The 14,722-nt window shown below is 41.9% G+C and carries 14 protein-coding genes; 5 read left to right on the top strand and 9 right to left on the bottom strand.

Features of this window, described 5'->3' with window-relative positions; translation table 11 throughout:
* Positions 1–37: 37 nt before the first annotated feature.
* Positions 38–886, bottom strand: coding sequence for a helix-turn-helix domain-containing protein (locus FGG15_RS13730; RefSeq protein ID WP_138837180.1), 849 nt, complete (start codon positions 884–886; stop codon positions 38–40).
* 174 nt (positions 887–1,060) lie between these two features.
* On the opposite strand from FGG15_RS13730, the gene FGG15_RS13725 reads away from it, so the two are divergent.
* Positions 1,061–1,579: a PAS domain-containing protein gene (locus FGG15_RS13725; RefSeq protein WP_138837178.1), complete on the top strand. Its 519-nt coding sequence runs from the start codon at positions 1,061–1,063 to the stop codon at positions 1,577–1,579.
* On the opposite strand, the gene pyk is transcribed toward FGG15_RS13725, so the two are convergent.
* From pyk to FGG15_RS13700, 5 genes are all read right to left on the bottom strand, one after another.
* Entirely contained in the window at positions 1,576–3,018 is a 1,443-nt protein-coding gene (pyk, locus tag FGG15_RS13720) for a pyruvate kinase (protein ID WP_138837176.1), read from the bottom strand. The genes FGG15_RS13725 and pyk overlap by 4 nt on opposite strands.
* A gap of 2 nt (positions 3,019–3,020) precedes the next feature.
* Positions 3,021–3,485, bottom strand: a complete 465-nt coding sequence (locus FGG15_RS13715; protein WP_138837174.1) for an IPExxxVDY family protein — start codon at positions 3,483–3,485, stop codon at positions 3,021–3,023.
* Between the two features lie 111 nt (positions 3,486–3,596).
* On the bottom strand, positions 3,597–4,334 hold the full coding sequence (gene rnc, locus FGG15_RS13710; protein WP_138837172.1) for a ribonuclease III: 738 nt from the start codon (positions 4,332–4,334) through the stop codon (positions 3,597–3,599).
* Between the two features lie 12 nt (positions 4,335–4,346).
* Entirely contained in the window at positions 4,347–5,597 is a 1,251-nt protein-coding gene (gene fabF / locus FGG15_RS13705) for a beta-ketoacyl-ACP synthase II (RefSeq protein ID WP_138837170.1), read from the bottom strand.
* Positions 5,598–5,697: 100 nt separating this feature from the next.
* The gene (locus FGG15_RS13700) at positions 5,698–5,931 is read right to left on the bottom strand and encodes an acyl carrier protein (RefSeq protein ID WP_009778413.1); all 234 of its coding nucleotides are present in this window, start codon (positions 5,929–5,931) and stop codon (positions 5,698–5,700) included.
* A gap of 130 nt (positions 5,932–6,061) precedes the next feature.
* Between FGG15_RS13700 and purN the strand changes: the two genes are divergently transcribed.
* From purN to FGG15_RS13680, 4 genes are all read left to right on the top strand, one after another.
* Positions 6,062–6,655 (top strand): phosphoribosylglycinamide formyltransferase, encoded by a 594-nt coding sequence (gene purN, locus FGG15_RS13695; RefSeq protein ID WP_138837168.1) that lies wholly within the window; start codon positions 6,062–6,064, stop codon positions 6,653–6,655.
* A 1-nt stretch (position 6,656) separates the two neighbouring features.
* Positions 6,657–7,292 carry a ribonuclease H1 domain-containing protein gene (locus FGG15_RS13690; RefSeq protein ID WP_138837166.1) on the top strand — a complete coding sequence of 212 codons (636 nt, stop codon included), beginning with the start codon at positions 6,657–6,659 and terminating at the stop codon, positions 7,290–7,292.
* A 96-nt stretch (positions 7,293–7,388) separates the two neighbouring features.
* Positions 7,389–8,315, top strand: a complete 927-nt coding sequence (locus FGG15_RS13685; protein ID WP_138837164.1) for a PfkB family carbohydrate kinase — start codon at positions 7,389–7,391, stop codon at positions 8,313–8,315.
* A gap of 45 nt (positions 8,316–8,360) precedes the next feature.
* Positions 8,361–10,259 (top strand): amidophosphoribosyltransferase, encoded by a 1,899-nt coding sequence (locus FGG15_RS13680; RefSeq protein ID WP_138837163.1) that lies wholly within the window; start codon positions 8,361–8,363, stop codon positions 10,257–10,259.
* A 366-nt stretch (positions 10,260–10,625) separates the two neighbouring features.
* On the opposite strand, the gene FGG15_RS20100 is transcribed toward FGG15_RS13680, so the two are convergent.
* From FGG15_RS20100 to FGG15_RS13670, 3 genes are all read right to left on the bottom strand, one after another.
* Positions 10,626–10,799: a hypothetical protein gene (locus FGG15_RS20100; RefSeq protein ID WP_161991971.1), complete on the bottom strand. Its 174-nt coding sequence runs from the start codon at positions 10,797–10,799 to the stop codon at positions 10,626–10,628.
* Between the two features lie 318 nt (positions 10,800–11,117).
* Positions 11,118–12,416 (bottom strand): Ig-like domain-containing protein, encoded by a 1,299-nt coding sequence (locus FGG15_RS13675; protein ID WP_138837161.1) that lies wholly within the window; start codon positions 12,414–12,416, stop codon positions 11,118–11,120.
* Between the two features lie 507 nt (positions 12,417–12,923).
* Complete coding sequence (locus FGG15_RS13670; protein ID WP_138837159.1) at positions 12,924–14,486, bottom strand: Ig-like domain-containing protein; 1,563 nt, start codon at positions 14,484–14,486, stop codon at positions 12,924–12,926.
* Between the last annotated feature and the right edge of the window lie 236 nt (positions 14,487–14,722).

The following is a 14,722-nucleotide window of genomic DNA, read 5'->3' as shown; positions in this document are numbered from 1 at the left end:
TTAGGAGGGATTTCCCGACCGCTTGCCAAAATTTCCCTTAAGGGGCAATCAGTAGGTTTTCTCGGTATTCCGAAGGACTCATATCCGTCATTTTTTTGAAAAAACGGCTAAAATGTGCCGGGTCATTAAACCCCAAATCGTAGGCAATTTCCTGATTTTGTTTTTCGGTAAAATGAATCAGACGCTTGGCTTCCAACATGAGTCGGTCCAATATGATCTGTTGGGGTGTTTTCTGATTGTAAATGGAAAAGAGGTTGGAAAGGGTCTTGGGCGACTTAAAGAGCATATCTGCATAGTCACTTACCTTTCTTTTGGTTTTATAGTGTATGTCCACCAGATAGTTGAACTTGCGAATAGTGTCAACTTGGGCATTGTCCAAACTCTTTACGATCAGTTGCTCCTTGGCCAATCGTGTGCTCATGATAATCAATCTCTTGAGCAACATTTGCAACATATCCCCTTGAATATTGTCCGGAGTGGAAAATTCTTCCACAAAGACTTCATACCATAGATTGAATTTCCGCTCTTGGTCAGCAGGTATGGAAATGATGGGCAAATCTTGGGTGCCAAAAAACAAGATACCGTTACAGGACACCTCGGCATCATGATCGGAGATACAGTAGAATTCCCTATTGAACAATACCGACGACAAGGGTAACTGGGTCTTGGCAAAAGAAACCTGTTGTAGATAGGTTACCGTTACAATTTGGTTGGGTTCCAAAAGTAAATCAAATCCATCTACCTCAAGACTTATGGGTTCGGGGTTTCGGTTCCACAAAAATTTAATGGTATTGGCCGTTGAAGAAAAGTAATCTTTGTCTTTTCTAATATCATCTGTAAGCCCTAATATAGCCCCCAGTTTTGGATCTGAATATTCGTATTTCATGATATGCTGGCTTGACTAATTTCAAGCTCCGATGGTAGTTTTTCTGGTCTTTAGTCCTCAAATACTGTTGATACTTACAGCCAATTTTCGAGCTATAACATGTAAATTCTTAAACAAGAGTGTTAATGTTATGCGTAGATTTTCTGATCAATATTCCTTTTTATAGTATTGGGTATGGAAAAGATGCGATTTTACGACGAAGCCGCACATACTTTTTACAATAAATTGGATGTGCATGGCTACCCTCTCCACTGCATGGATTTGTTTGCCCAATCTTTTGATCGACTTTCTGGCAATCTTGCCGATGTCAAAAGTTTGGAAAGCATGGCATTATCAGGAAAATGGCATAAGATGGCCAATTTTGGTGATGAGATTCTTAAAAAGGATCAGGTGGTGGTGGTTACGGATACCCATTTGAACATTGTTTATGCCACTAAGAATATGGTTGAAATGAATGGCTATCAACCTCATGAGGTTTTAGGCAAACAGCCTAGAATGTTCCAAGGAGAGGCCACCTGTAGGGAAACCACAAGTCAAGTTTCCAAAGCCATTAAGGAACAGCAGCCTTTTGAAGTAGTTTTGACCAATTACAGGAAAGATGGCACCACCTACGAATGCCATATCAAAAGCAGCCCTGTATTTGACAAGGCTGGCAAATTGGTCAATTTTATTGCTTTTGAAGAAGTAGCCTAGAAACTACAGCTCTCTATTTCCGTTACCCTAAGGGTATTCACCATTCCCTTGTCCTTGATGGGCATGGCAGCCAAGCTAATCAGCATATCTCCCACATCCAAATATCCTTTTTTACAGGCAATTTGGTTTACATCTTCAATGGTCTCATCCGTGGAAACATACTTGTCATACATGAACGCTTTTACGCCCCATAATAGATTCAGTTGGGTCAGAATTCTTCTGTTGGACGTAAATACCAAGATGTGGGCGCTGGGTCTCCATGCGGAAATTTGAAAAGCCGTGTAACCACTATTGGTCAAAGTTGATATGGCCTTGGCCTCTATTTCGTTGGCCATAATGGCAGCATGATAACAAACGGATTTGGTAATATATCTTTTGGTACGAATGTGGGGCGGTGTCTGTGGAACATTGATCAGATTGGAACCTTCCACACTCATTAAAATGCTGGACATTTTTTCGATAACCTGAACCGGATAATTTCCAACCGAGGTTTCTCCAGACAGCATCACAGCATCTGCCCCATCCATTACAGAGTTGGCCACGTCATTGACCTCGGCACGGGTTGGTGTAAGACTGGTTATCATGGTTTCCATCATCTGTGTTGCAATGATTACTGGAATTCTTGCTTTTTTAGCCCGCAATACCAATTGCTTTTGGATCAGAGGTACTTCATGCGCTGGAATCTCCACACCCAAATCACCCCGGGCAACCATAAGGCCATCACAATAAGCTACAATCTTGTCAATATTATCAACCGCTTCGGGTTTTTCAATTTTGGCTATGATAGGAATCTTGTGCTCGGAATGTTTATTAATCAAATTTTGCAGGTCCATAAGGTCCTGGCTATGCCGAACAAAGGATAGTGCCATCCAATCCACTTCTTGGGAAATGGCAAACTCGGCATCCTTAATATCTTTTTCCGTCAAGGCGGGTAGTGAGATATCTGTATTTGGGAGATTCACTCCTTTTTTGGATTTCAAAGGTCCTCCTTGTATTACAACGGCCTTTACTTCATCCTTCCCATTGGTTGATTTCACCTCAAAGATCAACTTTCCATCATCCAATAAAATGCGTTCTCCTGGTTTCACATCCTGGGGAAAGCTGGCGTAATTCATATACACCCTTTTGGCACTTCCTTCAAAAGGTTCTCCAGTCGCAAAGGTGATCTCATCCCCAGGCGCCACCACAGCTTCACCTCCCATTACCCCAACTCTCAATTTTGGTCCTTGCAAATCGGCAAGAATGGCGGTGTTGGTATCCAGTTCGTCGTTCAATTCCCGAATGAGCTTTATTCGCTCTGCAACATCATCATGTGAAGCGTGGGAAAAATTTATTCTGAAAACATCCACCCCAGCTTCCATCATTTGCTGAAGAACTTCCTTTTTGCTCGTGGCAGGTCCAAGGGTGGCTACTATTTTTGTTTTTTTAACGGTTGGCATTGTTAAAAGATTAGGTTTCTTTTTGATTTTAAAGTTTGTGTTTCAAGCGGGTACGCAGTAACCACTTTTGGAATAGTGTTGATGGCCTTTATTTTGTTTACCAGTGTAGGTCCGTCCACACCATCAACCTTCAAAAAGTAATCGACTTCTTTGCGTTCTTTGATCAAATAGTCCGCTCTGGAAGAAGTTCTATCCTGAAAAAGTCCAACGGACGGAATGGTCTCTTCAACAGCACATTTGTTGGACATTAGGGTCCAAAAAGTGTCACTCAATTCATCGTCCCAATCAAAGACCGAAAAAGCAAGATCTTGATCAAATTGCAGATCGTTTTTCCTTCTACTTAATTGAAGTCCGCAGGCTAGATTAACGGCATACCCCATCGCAAAATCTTCCAGCCCACTATGAATTGCAATAAGCTGAAAGTTGTCGTCATAAAAATCCTCAGATATCTTATGGGTCGTCAACATCTCTTTTACACGAACCCCAAATATACTCCTATTCCCTTTGACAGCCTAGCTTAATGGGGACAATACCCCTTTTACCACAACGAAAACGTTTGAGTTTACCTTAATTTAAAGTCAACTATTTTCTATTCTGCTCTGAAGTGCAAAATAGGCTCTTTTTGAGGCTTTTTCCTCTGCCTTCTTTTTGGATGTGGCCCGTGCTTTGGCCATAACTCTTTCGTTGATGGTCAATTTAACCGCAAAATGCTTTAGCTCATCGTTGCCGGTGTCTTCGTAAACATCGTAGTGAAAAGTTTTTTTCTGTTTCTGGCACCATTCAATGAGCAGGCTTTTGTAACTGATCACCTTTCCTTCCAACTGCTCAATGTCCACATAGGGCATAATGACTCTGGAATTGATGAATTTTTCGCAGTAGGCATAGCCCCTGTCCAAATAAATAGCTCCGACCAAGGCCTCAAAAACATTGCCGTGGATATTCTCCCCAAAGTGGGATTTGGGAATTCTGCTCTCCACATATTTTAGCAGTTTTAAATCCTTTCCAAGCTCGTTGAGGTGTTTTCTGCTAACTATTTTGGAGCGCATTTTGGTTAGGTAACCTTCATCTCCTCCAGGAACTTTATTATATAGGTGTTTGGAAATAATGGTTCCCAACATGGCATCCCCAAGAAATTCCAATCGCTCATAATTCATGGGATTACCGTCTTTATCCCTTTTGTTTACGGATCGATGCAGAAATGCCTTTTTATAAATATCAAGATCTTTGGGTTTAAATCCCAGAATTGATTTAATACCTAAAAAAAAATCCCCATCCGATTTCGGAGGGGAATTGAATATTTTGGAGGGGAATTTCATTACACTACAAAACTACCCTATTTTTTTGAACAGAACACACGCGTTGTGTCCGCCAAACCCAAAGGTATTGCTCATGGCCACATTTACCTCCCTTTCCTGAGCCTTGTTAAGGGTCAGGTTCAATGAAGGATCAATGTTCTCATCTACTACACTATGGTTGATCGTAGGAGGAACCATACTGTGTTCCATGGCCAAGATGGAAGCAATGGCTTCTATGGCTCCGGCCGCACCCAATAAGTGCCCTGTCATGGATTTTGTGGAATTAATATTAATGTTGGGAGCATGTTTCCCAAACACTTTGGAAATGGCCTTCAGTTCGGCCACATCACCTAAAGGGGTCGATGTTCCGTGGGTGTTTATATGGTCCACGTCTTCTGGTTTCAGTCCTGCATTTTCCAGACAATTCTTCATTACCTCCACAACACCAATACCTTCTGGATGAGGGGCTGTCATATGGTGGGCATCACTTGATAATCCACCACCTAAAACCTCGGCATATATTTTTGCTCCTCTTGCCTTTGCATGCTCATACTCTTCTAAAATTAAAGCCCCAGCTCCTTCTCCTAATACAAAACCATCCCTGGTTCCGTCAAACGGTCTTGAAGCAGTTTCCGGATTTTCATTTCTGGTAGATAATGCATGCATAGCATTAAAACCACCCATTCCAGCAATGGTAACCGCTGCTTCACTTCCTCCTGTAACAATTAGGTCACAGTACCCTAAACGTATCGAGTTTAAAGCATCGAACATGGCATTGGCAGAAGACGCACAGGCCGAAACCGTGGTGTAATTTGGTCCCATAAACCCATGTTTTATGGAAATATTGGCGGGTGCGATATCCGCAATCATTTTTGGGATAAAGAATGGATTAAACCTTGGGGTTCCATCCCCATCGGCAAAATCTAAAACTTCTTTCTGAAAGGTTTCCAAACCTCCTATTCCCGCTCCCCAAATAACTCCAACACGTAATTTATTTATCTCGTCCAGGTCAATTCCGGAATCTGCAATTGCCTCATCGGAGGAGACCAGTGCATATTGGGCAAATCTGTCCAGTTTTCTGGCCTCTTTTCTATCAAAAAAGTCCTGTGGTTCATAGCCTTTTAACTCACAGGCAAATTTGGTCTTGAACTTTTCCGTATCAAAATACGTGATGGGAGCGCAACCGCTTTTCCCAGTTTTTAGTCCTTCCCAATAAGCCTCCAAATTGTTACCTATAGGTGTAAGTGCACCCATTCCAGTAACTACAACTCGCTTTAACTGCATTGAACTATTTTTTACCCTTATGAACCTAAATTAAAAAAAAATTATCCATGTGATGATCATCACATGGATAATTTAAAATCTTTAGTAAAATATCATAAAATTACTTCGCTTCTTCTATATAGCTAATGGCTTGACCAACAGTTGCAATGTTTTCTGCTTGATCATCAGGGATTTGAATGTCAAATTCTTTTTCAAATTCCATGATAAGTTCAACAGTGTCCAAGGAATCCGCACCTAGGTCGTTGGTAAAGCTAGCTTCTGCTACTACTTCATTTTCATCTACACCTAGTTTATCAACGATGATAGCCTTTACTCTTGATGCAATGTCTGACATAATTATATCGGTTTTAAAAATTTAATCGGGGCAAAAATATAAAACTTTGGATTAAATACACCATTTGTCGATAAAATGTGCCTCAAATTAAACATATTAGATACGTGTGCAGTAATTTAGCCTTTTAAACATGAATAGCGATTTGCAGGAGAAAACCAACCTAAAACAGATAGTAATTCTGGCATCCGGGAGCGGATCCAATGCCGAAAAAATCATTACCTATTTTAGGGTACAGAAAACAGCCAAGGTCGCGGCGGTTTTTACCAATAAAAGTACTGCCCAAGTGCTGGATCGGTGCAAAAGACTGAAAGTTCCCGCCTACTGCTTTAATCGGGAATCGTTTGTGGGAACAGACCAGCTTTTGAATATGATCAAAAGTCTTGAACCAGACCTTATCGTTCTTGCCGGATTCCTATGGAAGATTCCTGAAAGTTTCATACGGGCATTTCCAAACCAAATTGTCAATATACATCCTGCACTATTACCCAAGTATGGTGGAAAAGGCATGTACGGTTCCAAAGTGCATGAGGCGGTAAAAGAAAATGAAGAAACGGAAACGGGTATCACCATTCATTATGTCAACGAACATTATGATGAGGGCGCCGTTATTTTTCAAGCCAAAACGGAATTGACACCAGAGGACACCCCGAATACCATAGCCAATAAGGTGCACGAATTGGAATACGAGCACTTTCCCAAAGTGATTGAAAAACTCTTAACCTAAAATGGCAAATAAGAAAAAATTCTATGTGGTCTGGAAAGGTAAACGGCCCGGAATATTTGAGAGTTGGGATGACTGCAAAGCTCAGATAACAGGTTTCAAGGGTGCTCAATACAAGTCCTTTTCAACTTTCGATGAAGCCAAAAAAGCATACAACGGAAACTATTTGGAGTACAAAGGAACTTCCAAAGGAAAAAAGGAGCTTTCTCCTGAAGAGTTGCTTAGAATTGGTGACCCTAATTACAATTCCATTTCAGTGGATGCGGCCTCCAGTGGCAACCCTGGTAAAATGGAATACCAAGGAGTAGATACAAAAACCAAAAAGCTCCTATTTAAACAGGGTCCTTTTGAACAGGGCACGAATAATATTGGTGAGTTTTTGGCCTTGGTCCATGGTCTTGCTTTTTTAAAGGAACGAAAAAGTGAGCGGGTCATTTACTCCGACTCTAGAATTGCCATTGGGTGGGTGTGCAAGAAAAAGTGCGGCACCAAACTGAAAAAAAACAACAAAAATGCCCAACTCTTTGAATTGATAGAGCGGGCAGAAAGTTGGTTGAAAAAAAACAGGTACAACACGCCCATTGTAAAATGGGAGACCAAAGCTTGGGGTGAAATTCCTGCAGATTTCGGAAGAAAGTAGGTTCATATTCAGCAGATTTCCAAGCATTTTCTTAATTAAATGCCAAGTGGTGGGAAATGGAATATCTAACCGTATATTTGCAGCAAATTTTAGCGCATGGGCAAATTGCTTATTGTAGGCAGCGTGGCTTTTGATGATATTGAAACGCCATTTGGGAAGAGTGATAAAATTCTTGGTGGCGCAGGCACCTTTATAGGTTTGGCAGCTTCACAATTTAAGGTAGAGTCTGCAGTAGTTTCCGTTGTGGGAGAAGATTTTCCTCAAGAATATCTAGATATTTTCACAGCACATAACATTGACATTTCCGGAATTGAGGTGGTAAAAGGAGGTAAGACTTTCTACTGGAAAGGTAAATACCACAACGACTTAAATTCCAGGGACACTTTGGTCACGGAGTTGAACACCATGGCCGATTTTAACCCCATTGTTCCAGATAACTTTAAGAACGCAGATGTGGTCATGCTGGGTAATCTTCATCCAAACATCCAGTTGGGTGTAATTGCACAGATGAAAGAACGACCAAAACTTATTATAGCGGATACCATGAACTTCTGGATGGACAATACTTGGGACGAGTTGATGGAGGTCATTGCAAAGATTGATGTACTTACCATCAATGATGAAGAGGCAAGACAGATGACCAGCGAATATTCCCTTGTAAAGGCGGCGGCCAAAATTCAGGAAATGGGACCCAAATATGTGGTCATCAAAAAAGGGGAACACGGTGCACTTTTGTTTCATAAGGAACATGTTTTCTTTGCACCCGCTTTACCTTTGGAAGAGGTTTTTGACCCCACTGGAGCTGGAGATACCTTTGCAGGTGGATTTGCGGGATATCTGGCCGAGTCCAAAAACATCTCGTTTGAAAGTTTGAAGAATGCCATTATCCATGGAAGCAATCTGGCCTCGTTCTCTGTTGAACGATTTGGCACGGAGCGAATGCTGGAACTGGAGAAGCATGAGGTGGAACGCCGCCTTATGCAATTTAAAGAATTGACACAATTCAATATTGAGTTGACATAAATAACTGCCCTGATACGTTTCGGGGCTTTTTTATTTTGGTTTGTTATGAGTGATGCTATTAAGCACGAGTGCGGATTATCCATGATCCGATTGCTTAAACCACTGGAGTACTACAAGGAAAAGTATGGTACTGCATTTTATGGGGTCAACAAGATGTACCTCATGATGGAAAAACAGCACAACAGAGGTCAGGACGGAGCTGGTTTTGCCAGTATTAAATTGGACATGAAACCAGGGGAGCGCTATATGAGCCGGGTACGTTCTGCCCAGCAACAGCCCATCCAAGACATCTTTGCTCAAATCAATGACCGAATCAACACAGCTCTGGAACAACATCCCGGTTTGGAAAATGATGTGGAGTTGCAGAAAAGTAACATTCCTTATATAGGAGAGTTGTTAATGGGTCATGTTCGGTATGGCACTTTTGGGAAGAACAGTATTGAAAGCGTTCATCCCTTTTTAAGGCAGAACAACTGGATGCACCGTAACCTCATTGTTGCAGGTAACTTTAACATGACCAATGTGAACGAGTTGTTCGAGAACCTCGTCACTTTGGGTCAGCATCCAAAGGAAATGGCAGACACGGTAACCGTGATGGAAAAGATTGGACATTTTCTTGACGATGCTGTAGCCAAATTGTACAAGCAGATCAAGAAAGAAGGATACAACAAAAGGGAAGCTTCACCCCTTATTGCAGAGCGATTGAATGTTGCCAAAATATTGAGAAAAGCCTCCAAAAATTGGGATGGGGGTTATACCATGGGTGGTCTATTGGGACATGGTGATGGATTTGTGGTACGAGATCCTGCAGGAATCAGGCCTGCCTATTATTACCAAGATGATGAAGTGGTGGTGGTAGCTTCGGAACGCCCTGCCATACAAACCGTATTTAATGTGCCCTATGATTCGGTCAAAGAACTGGATCCGGGACATGCTTTGATCATCAAGAAAAAAGGTGATGTTCATTTGGAGCAAATTCAAGAACCAACGGAAAGAAAAGCTTGTTCTTTTGAACGCATTTATTTCTCAAGGGGAAGTGACAAGGAAATCTATCAGGAAAGAAAGATGTTGGGGAAATTGGTATTCCCACAAATTCTTAAGTCCATAGATAATGATTTGGCCAACTCTGTGTTTTCCTATATTCCCAATACGGCGGAAACTTCCTTTTTTGGGATGGTCAAAGAGGCGCAGAACTACCTTAACAAACTTAAGGAAGAACAAATCCTAGCCCTTGGGCCAAACATTTCTGGTGAAGAGCTTCATCAAATCTTGGACGTTCGCCCACGGATAGAAAAAGTGGCCATTAAAGATGCCAAACTAAGAACCTTTATCACCCAAGACAGTAGTAGGGATGACCTTGTGGCCCACGTTTATGACATTTCCTATGGATCGGTAAAAAAGGGGGACAGCCTTGTCATCATTGATGACAGTATTGTTAGAGGGACAACCTTAAAGAAGAGTATCCTAAAAATCTTGGATCGTTTATCTCCAAAGAAAATCGTTGTGGTATCCTCTGCTCCGCAAATCCGTTACCCGGATTGTTACGGAATAGACATGGCCAAACTGGAAGATTTTGTGGCCTTCAAAGCGGCCCAAGCGCTGCATGAAGATCATGGCACAACGGACAAGATCCGAGAGATTTATGAAAAGTGCCTCACCCAAACCGAATCCAAGGACAAAGAGGTGGTCAACTATGTAAAGGAGTTCTACGCCCCGTTTACCGCAGACCAGATTTCGAAGAAAATTGCCGAAATCCTAAGTCCTAAAGGTATCAATGCCGAAGTGGATATCATCTACCAAAGTATTGAAGGGCTACACCAAGCCTGTCCAAAAAACTTGGGGGATTGGTACTTTACAGGCAACTACCCTACACCGGGAGGGAACCGGGTTGTAAACCGGGCATTCATCAATTTTTACGAGGGAAAAAACCAGAGAGCGTATTAGTTTTCCCAATATTGGGAACACCTGTGCATTTCATCGATGAAACGTGCAGATGAACGGATTTTTGCCTACTGGGCAACCTACAAACCTACTTTAGTATTGCCATAGCATAAGTAGGTTAAGTTCATGGTAAGATTTGGGGCAAAAAAGGTGGAAGCTATTCCACCTTTTTTATTTTCCATCCGGCCTTCCCCAACAAATTTCGTAGTCCTTTTCAACGACTATTGTATTTCACCCAAACAACTGGGCTTTCGTCTAAAAGCTTGCTCCCAAAGTGGTGCTCTGCCTTACTTTTGGAGGACCATAGCATAAGTAGGTTAAGTTCATGGTAAGATTTGGGGAAAGCGACCGGGGAATACTCCGGTCGCTTTATTTTTTAGGGGTTTCCATAATTCCCGTAGTCCTTTTCCTGAATTCCCGTACGTCCACACCCCGGCCCGATCCGTTCACCCAATTAACAGGAGTTTCATCTAAAAGCTTGTTCCCAAAGCCAGCCTCTGCCTTACTTTTGGAGCTACCATAGCATAAGTAGGTTAAGTTCATGGTAAGATTTGGGGAAAGAAGGCGGACAATGTCCGCCTTCTTTATGTTTGAACCCCAACGATTTACCAAAAATGTTGCTTAAATCTTCCCTTCCATTTTCGGCTCCAATTCAAAAAATTCTGCAAAAACTTTTGTTATTTCTCACAATACCAGTAATTTAGTTTCGCCATAGCATAAGTAGGTTAAGTTTATGGTAAGATTTGGGACGAAAAGGGTGAGGGCTTCCTCGCCCTTTTCTATTTGGGGTATTTAAGCACAAAAAAAAAGGGACGCCAAAGGCGCCCCCAATTGAAAAAAAATCCAATTACCCCAAAAAAATTATTTTACGAGGATGGAATAGGCATACGCTTCATCTCCCGCTTCCTTGGCAAGTTCTATGGTCTCTACAATTTGTCCTTGCATATTTATCTTCCACACTTTTGCCCAAGTTGGGCTATCATCATCTTCCTGACCAAACCCTGTCGCGTAAACATAATCTTCAAATTCAAAAACAGATCTGATATCAGCATTGCCAGTACTATTCGGTACAACCCACTCTGTTTTGTTTTTCCAAATTTTACCATACCGAACCTCTCCTAAGTCATGATATCCACCGACATATTCATCTCCATCCTCCCCAATATCCACGGATTTTGCTTGAGATTCACCTTCGCTGGTCAAAAAATAAGGGTCTTGATCTTCCTCCCAAACGACAGCCATATCTCCTCCATCTTCATTTTCTTCAAATCCAACGGCGACGTATTTTCCAGAACTCCACACATCAATTGCCAATGCTTCTGCCCAGTAATCTCCGCTACTTAAGCGTATGGCCTCCCCTCTGTCCTTCCATAACAAGGCATCATAGGATGGATAATTACGCCCCATACCTACTATGTATTCCCCACTATTGTTCACCATTAAGGAATGGGCACGAGCTCCAGAATGTTCTGGACCTATATCCAAAGCTATAGATGATCCATCCTCCCATAGGATGGCAGTTTCTTGATTATTTTCATCCCTTGTAAATCCAGCTACCAAAACCTCTTCTCCCTTTAACAGTATTCCATTGCCCGCAGCATCATTAAAATCGTTTGCCAAATCATTGGATATTTCATTTTCCCAGTATTTTACCGAAGCTCTTCCGTTTTCAAATTCCAATCCACATGCAAAAACGTCAGAATCGTTTATTTGTATTGATTTGATAACAGTTCCAGCTCCAAAGGAAGAGTGTATCTTTCCATTTTTCCAGACCTTTCCAAAATTTTTGTCATTTTTCCTAATATATCCTCCTACATAGAAATCAGGATTTACCGCCACACTAACACTTGCTGAGAGGTTTCCAGAAGTGACCGTTATAGTTGTTGTGCCTAAATCTATCCCAGTCACGACCCCATCATTGTTTACTGTTGCAACATTTTTGTCAGAAGATTGCCATTCTAGAGAGCTATTGAACTCATCAAGATTGCCAATTAAAATAGCCTCCGTTTCAGTTCTAAATAACTCCAAACTACTTTTATCTAGCTCAATAGCGGTTGGATTGGGATTGGGATCAGGCTCGGATCCATCATCCTTTCCACAAGACAGGACAAACAATCCAATGGACAAGAATACAATTCCTAAGTAGGTAATCTTTTTCATGGTTTAAACTTTTTTGGTTTAGGCTATAAAAGAAGTGTAATGCTCTTAGTCAAGAGTCTCCAAATTGATGAATGCCCCTTTTCAATTGACGGATGGGGGTTTTGGGTCAATACACCCTAGCTCATCTGCAGAGGAAATTTGATTTAAAAAGAAAAGGTCATATCGAGCCTGCCTTTGTCGGCAGACAGGCGCAGTCGAGATATCATTACACTTGCCTTATAAAGGCGTTCTCGACTGCGCTCGAACTGACATTTACATATTGCCTACTCACTTGAGAGGGAAATTGGTTTCTGTTGCTTTTGGTATGTACTCCCTTCTTGAGAAGGGAAGATTTCAGCAAGCTGAAATCAGGGATGTGTTTGTGCAGTCTTAGCAGAAAACCTAAACTATTTGGGAGGTTGGGTGTACAACCAAAAAACACACCCCTGGCCCCTCTCGAGAGGGGAACAAAAAAAGGGACGCCATTGGCGTCCCCTCATGAAAAAAAATCCAATTACCCCAAAAAAATTATTTTATAAATACTGCTCTGGCCCCAGAATTTTGATAGGATTCCGATAAGTCCTTTGTTTCAATATCATCACCTCTTTTAATCCAGAGTCTTGCTGCCCAATCTGGACCATTAAGGTTTTTCTGACCTGCTATATATACAGTTTTGTCTACCGGATCTACTTTTACAGAATTGGCGTTTGTACTCACTTCATTGCTCAAAGCAACCGCAGTTTCATCAATCCACAGTTTAGCAGTATTTCCATTCTCAAACTCATATTCGGTTCCCACGGTAAATACCACACCATTGTCCACAACAACATCAGAAGCGGAGGCGTTGTTATTCATGTTTTCGTTTAAGTCAACGCCTACATCATTCTCAACATCCCATCTCCTAGCCAATTGAACTCCATTTTCCTCTACACTTCCTACCACATAAATGTCTGTGCCGCTTAAAGCAACTCCGCTAGCATTAACATGTTGATTGTTTTCTGCCAAAATCTCGGTTTCAACATCCAGTTTCCAGAGTATTGCTCGGTCTAAGGTGTTAATCTCTTCTATCCCTGTTGCATATACATCACCGTCTGTATCCACAGCTATAGAAAATACCTTATCATTCACCTCTTCATCAGAAACCTCATGGGCAGTTCCATTTATCCAGACCATTCCATTATGGTAGGTCCCGTCCCATTCATAGCCGCCGACATAAAAATTGCCGGAATCATCAACCACTACAGAATGGGCGTATCCATGGGTATATCCAAGTTCATTCAAAACCTTGGGAACCCCATTGATCCAAACCATGGCCTGATATTTAAACCCGTCATGGGCATGACCAGCAATATAAACATCGCCACTATCCGTAACGAAAACATCATTTGCATAAGAATAGGAATCAAAGCCTTCCGGTAGCGCTAAAATGCTTGGGGTTCCATTCTTCCAGATTACGGCATTTTCATCTGCGGAGCCTACTACATACACATTAGGGTTAACGGTTACAACCATAGCAATGGTCATGTTATCCACGGTAACAGAAACTTCTACAGTCCCTGTTCCTTGTCCCGTTACATTACCCTCCTGATCAACGGTTGCCACCGTTTCATCATCAGAATGCCAAACAGGTGCGCTTGTGTTTTCGACTTCAGCATCTATGGTAAGCGAAAGGCCACCCATTTCGTTGGTAAAAAGCTCTAGGGTCTCTTCATCCAAGGTCAACTCATTTACTGGGCCATCTGCAACGTTTATAGAGCACGTGGCTGTGGCCTCACCAACTTTGGCAGTTATAGTTGTAGTCCCTATGGCCAGGGGGGTAACTTCTCCGTTAGCGTTCACGGCCGCTACATCTTCATTGCTGCTGCTCCAAGCAACCGTAGCGCTTCCAATATCGGTGGTTACCTGTAAACCTTCTGTATAAAAGGGAAAGGGGTACAGTTTTAAACTTGTCTTGTCCAATTCGATGGTAGTCGGGTTTGGATTGGGATTTGGGTTCGGGTCTGGTTTCTCCGGCCCATCATCTTTGCCACAAGACAGAACAAACAATCCAATGGACAACAATACAATTCCTAAGTAGGTAATCTTTTTCATGGATTAAACTTTTTTGGTTTAGGACATAAAAGAAGTGCTATATGTTTGGCAAAGAGTCTCCCAATTGATGAATGCCCCTTTTCAATTGACGGATGGGGGTTTTGGGTTAATACACGCCCCTGCCCCTCTCAAGAGGGGAATTGGTTGCTGTCGCTTTTTGGTATATGCTCCCTTCTTGAGAAGGGAAGATTTCAGCAGGCTGAAATCAGGGATGTGTTTGTAAGGTCTTAACGTAA

This window comes from Flagellimonas algicola (assembly GCF_005937185.1).
Taxonomy (GTDB): domain Bacteria; phylum Bacteroidota; class Bacteroidia; order Flavobacteriales; family Flavobacteriaceae; genus Flagellimonas; species Flagellimonas algicola.
This window is presented reverse-complemented; position numbering and strand designations above follow the sequence as displayed.

Excerpts from the sequence above, each read along its gene's own strand:
- FGG15_RS13730 (WP_138837180.1), bottom strand. The coding sequence starts at position 886 with ATGAAATACGAATATTCAGATCCAAAACTGGGGGCTATATTAGGGCTT.
- FGG15_RS13680 (WP_138837163.1), top strand. The coding sequence starts at position 8,361 with ATGAGTGATGCTATTAAGCACGAGTGCGGATTATCCATGATCCGATTG.
- FGG15_RS13700 (WP_009778413.1), bottom strand. The coding sequence starts at position 5,931 with ATGTCAGACATTGCATCAAGAGTAAAGGCTATCATCGTTGATAAACTA.
- pyk (WP_138837176.1), bottom strand. The coding sequence starts at position 3,018 with ATGCCAACCGTTAAAAAAACAAAAATAGTAGCCACCCTTGGACCTGCC.
- FGG15_RS13725 (WP_138837178.1), top strand. The coding sequence starts at position 1,061 with ATGGAAAAGATGCGATTTTACGACGAAGCCGCACATACTTTTTACAAT.
- FGG15_RS13685 (WP_138837164.1), top strand. The coding sequence starts at position 7,389 with ATGGGCAAATTGCTTATTGTAGGCAGCGTGGCTTTTGATGATATTGAA.
- purN (WP_138837168.1), top strand. The coding sequence starts at position 6,062 with ATGAATAGCGATTTGCAGGAGAAAACCAACCTAAAACAGATAGTAATT.
- FGG15_RS13675 (WP_138837161.1), bottom strand. The coding sequence starts at position 12,416 with ATGAAAAAGATTACCTACTTAGGAATTGTATTCTTGTCCATTGGATTG.
- fabF (WP_138837170.1), bottom strand. The coding sequence starts at position 5,597 with ATGCAGTTAAAGCGAGTTGTAGTTACTGGAATGGGTGCACTTACACCT.
- rnc (WP_138837172.1), bottom strand. The coding sequence starts at position 4,334 with ATGAAATTCCCCTCCAAAATATTCAATTCCCCTCCGAAATCGGATGGG.
- FGG15_RS20100 (WP_161991971.1), bottom strand. The coding sequence starts at position 10,799 with ATGAACTTAACCTACTTATGCTATGGTAGCTCCAAAAGTAAGGCAGAG.
- FGG15_RS13715 (WP_138837174.1), bottom strand. The coding sequence starts at position 3,485 with ATGTTGACGACCCATAAGATATCTGAGGATTTTTATGACGACAACTTT.
- FGG15_RS13670 (WP_138837159.1), bottom strand. The coding sequence starts at position 14,486 with ATGAAAAAGATTACCTACTTAGGAATTGTATTGTTGTCCATTGGATTG.
- FGG15_RS13690 (WP_138837166.1), top strand. The coding sequence starts at position 6,657 with ATGGCAAATAAGAAAAAATTCTATGTGGTCTGGAAAGGTAAACGGCCC.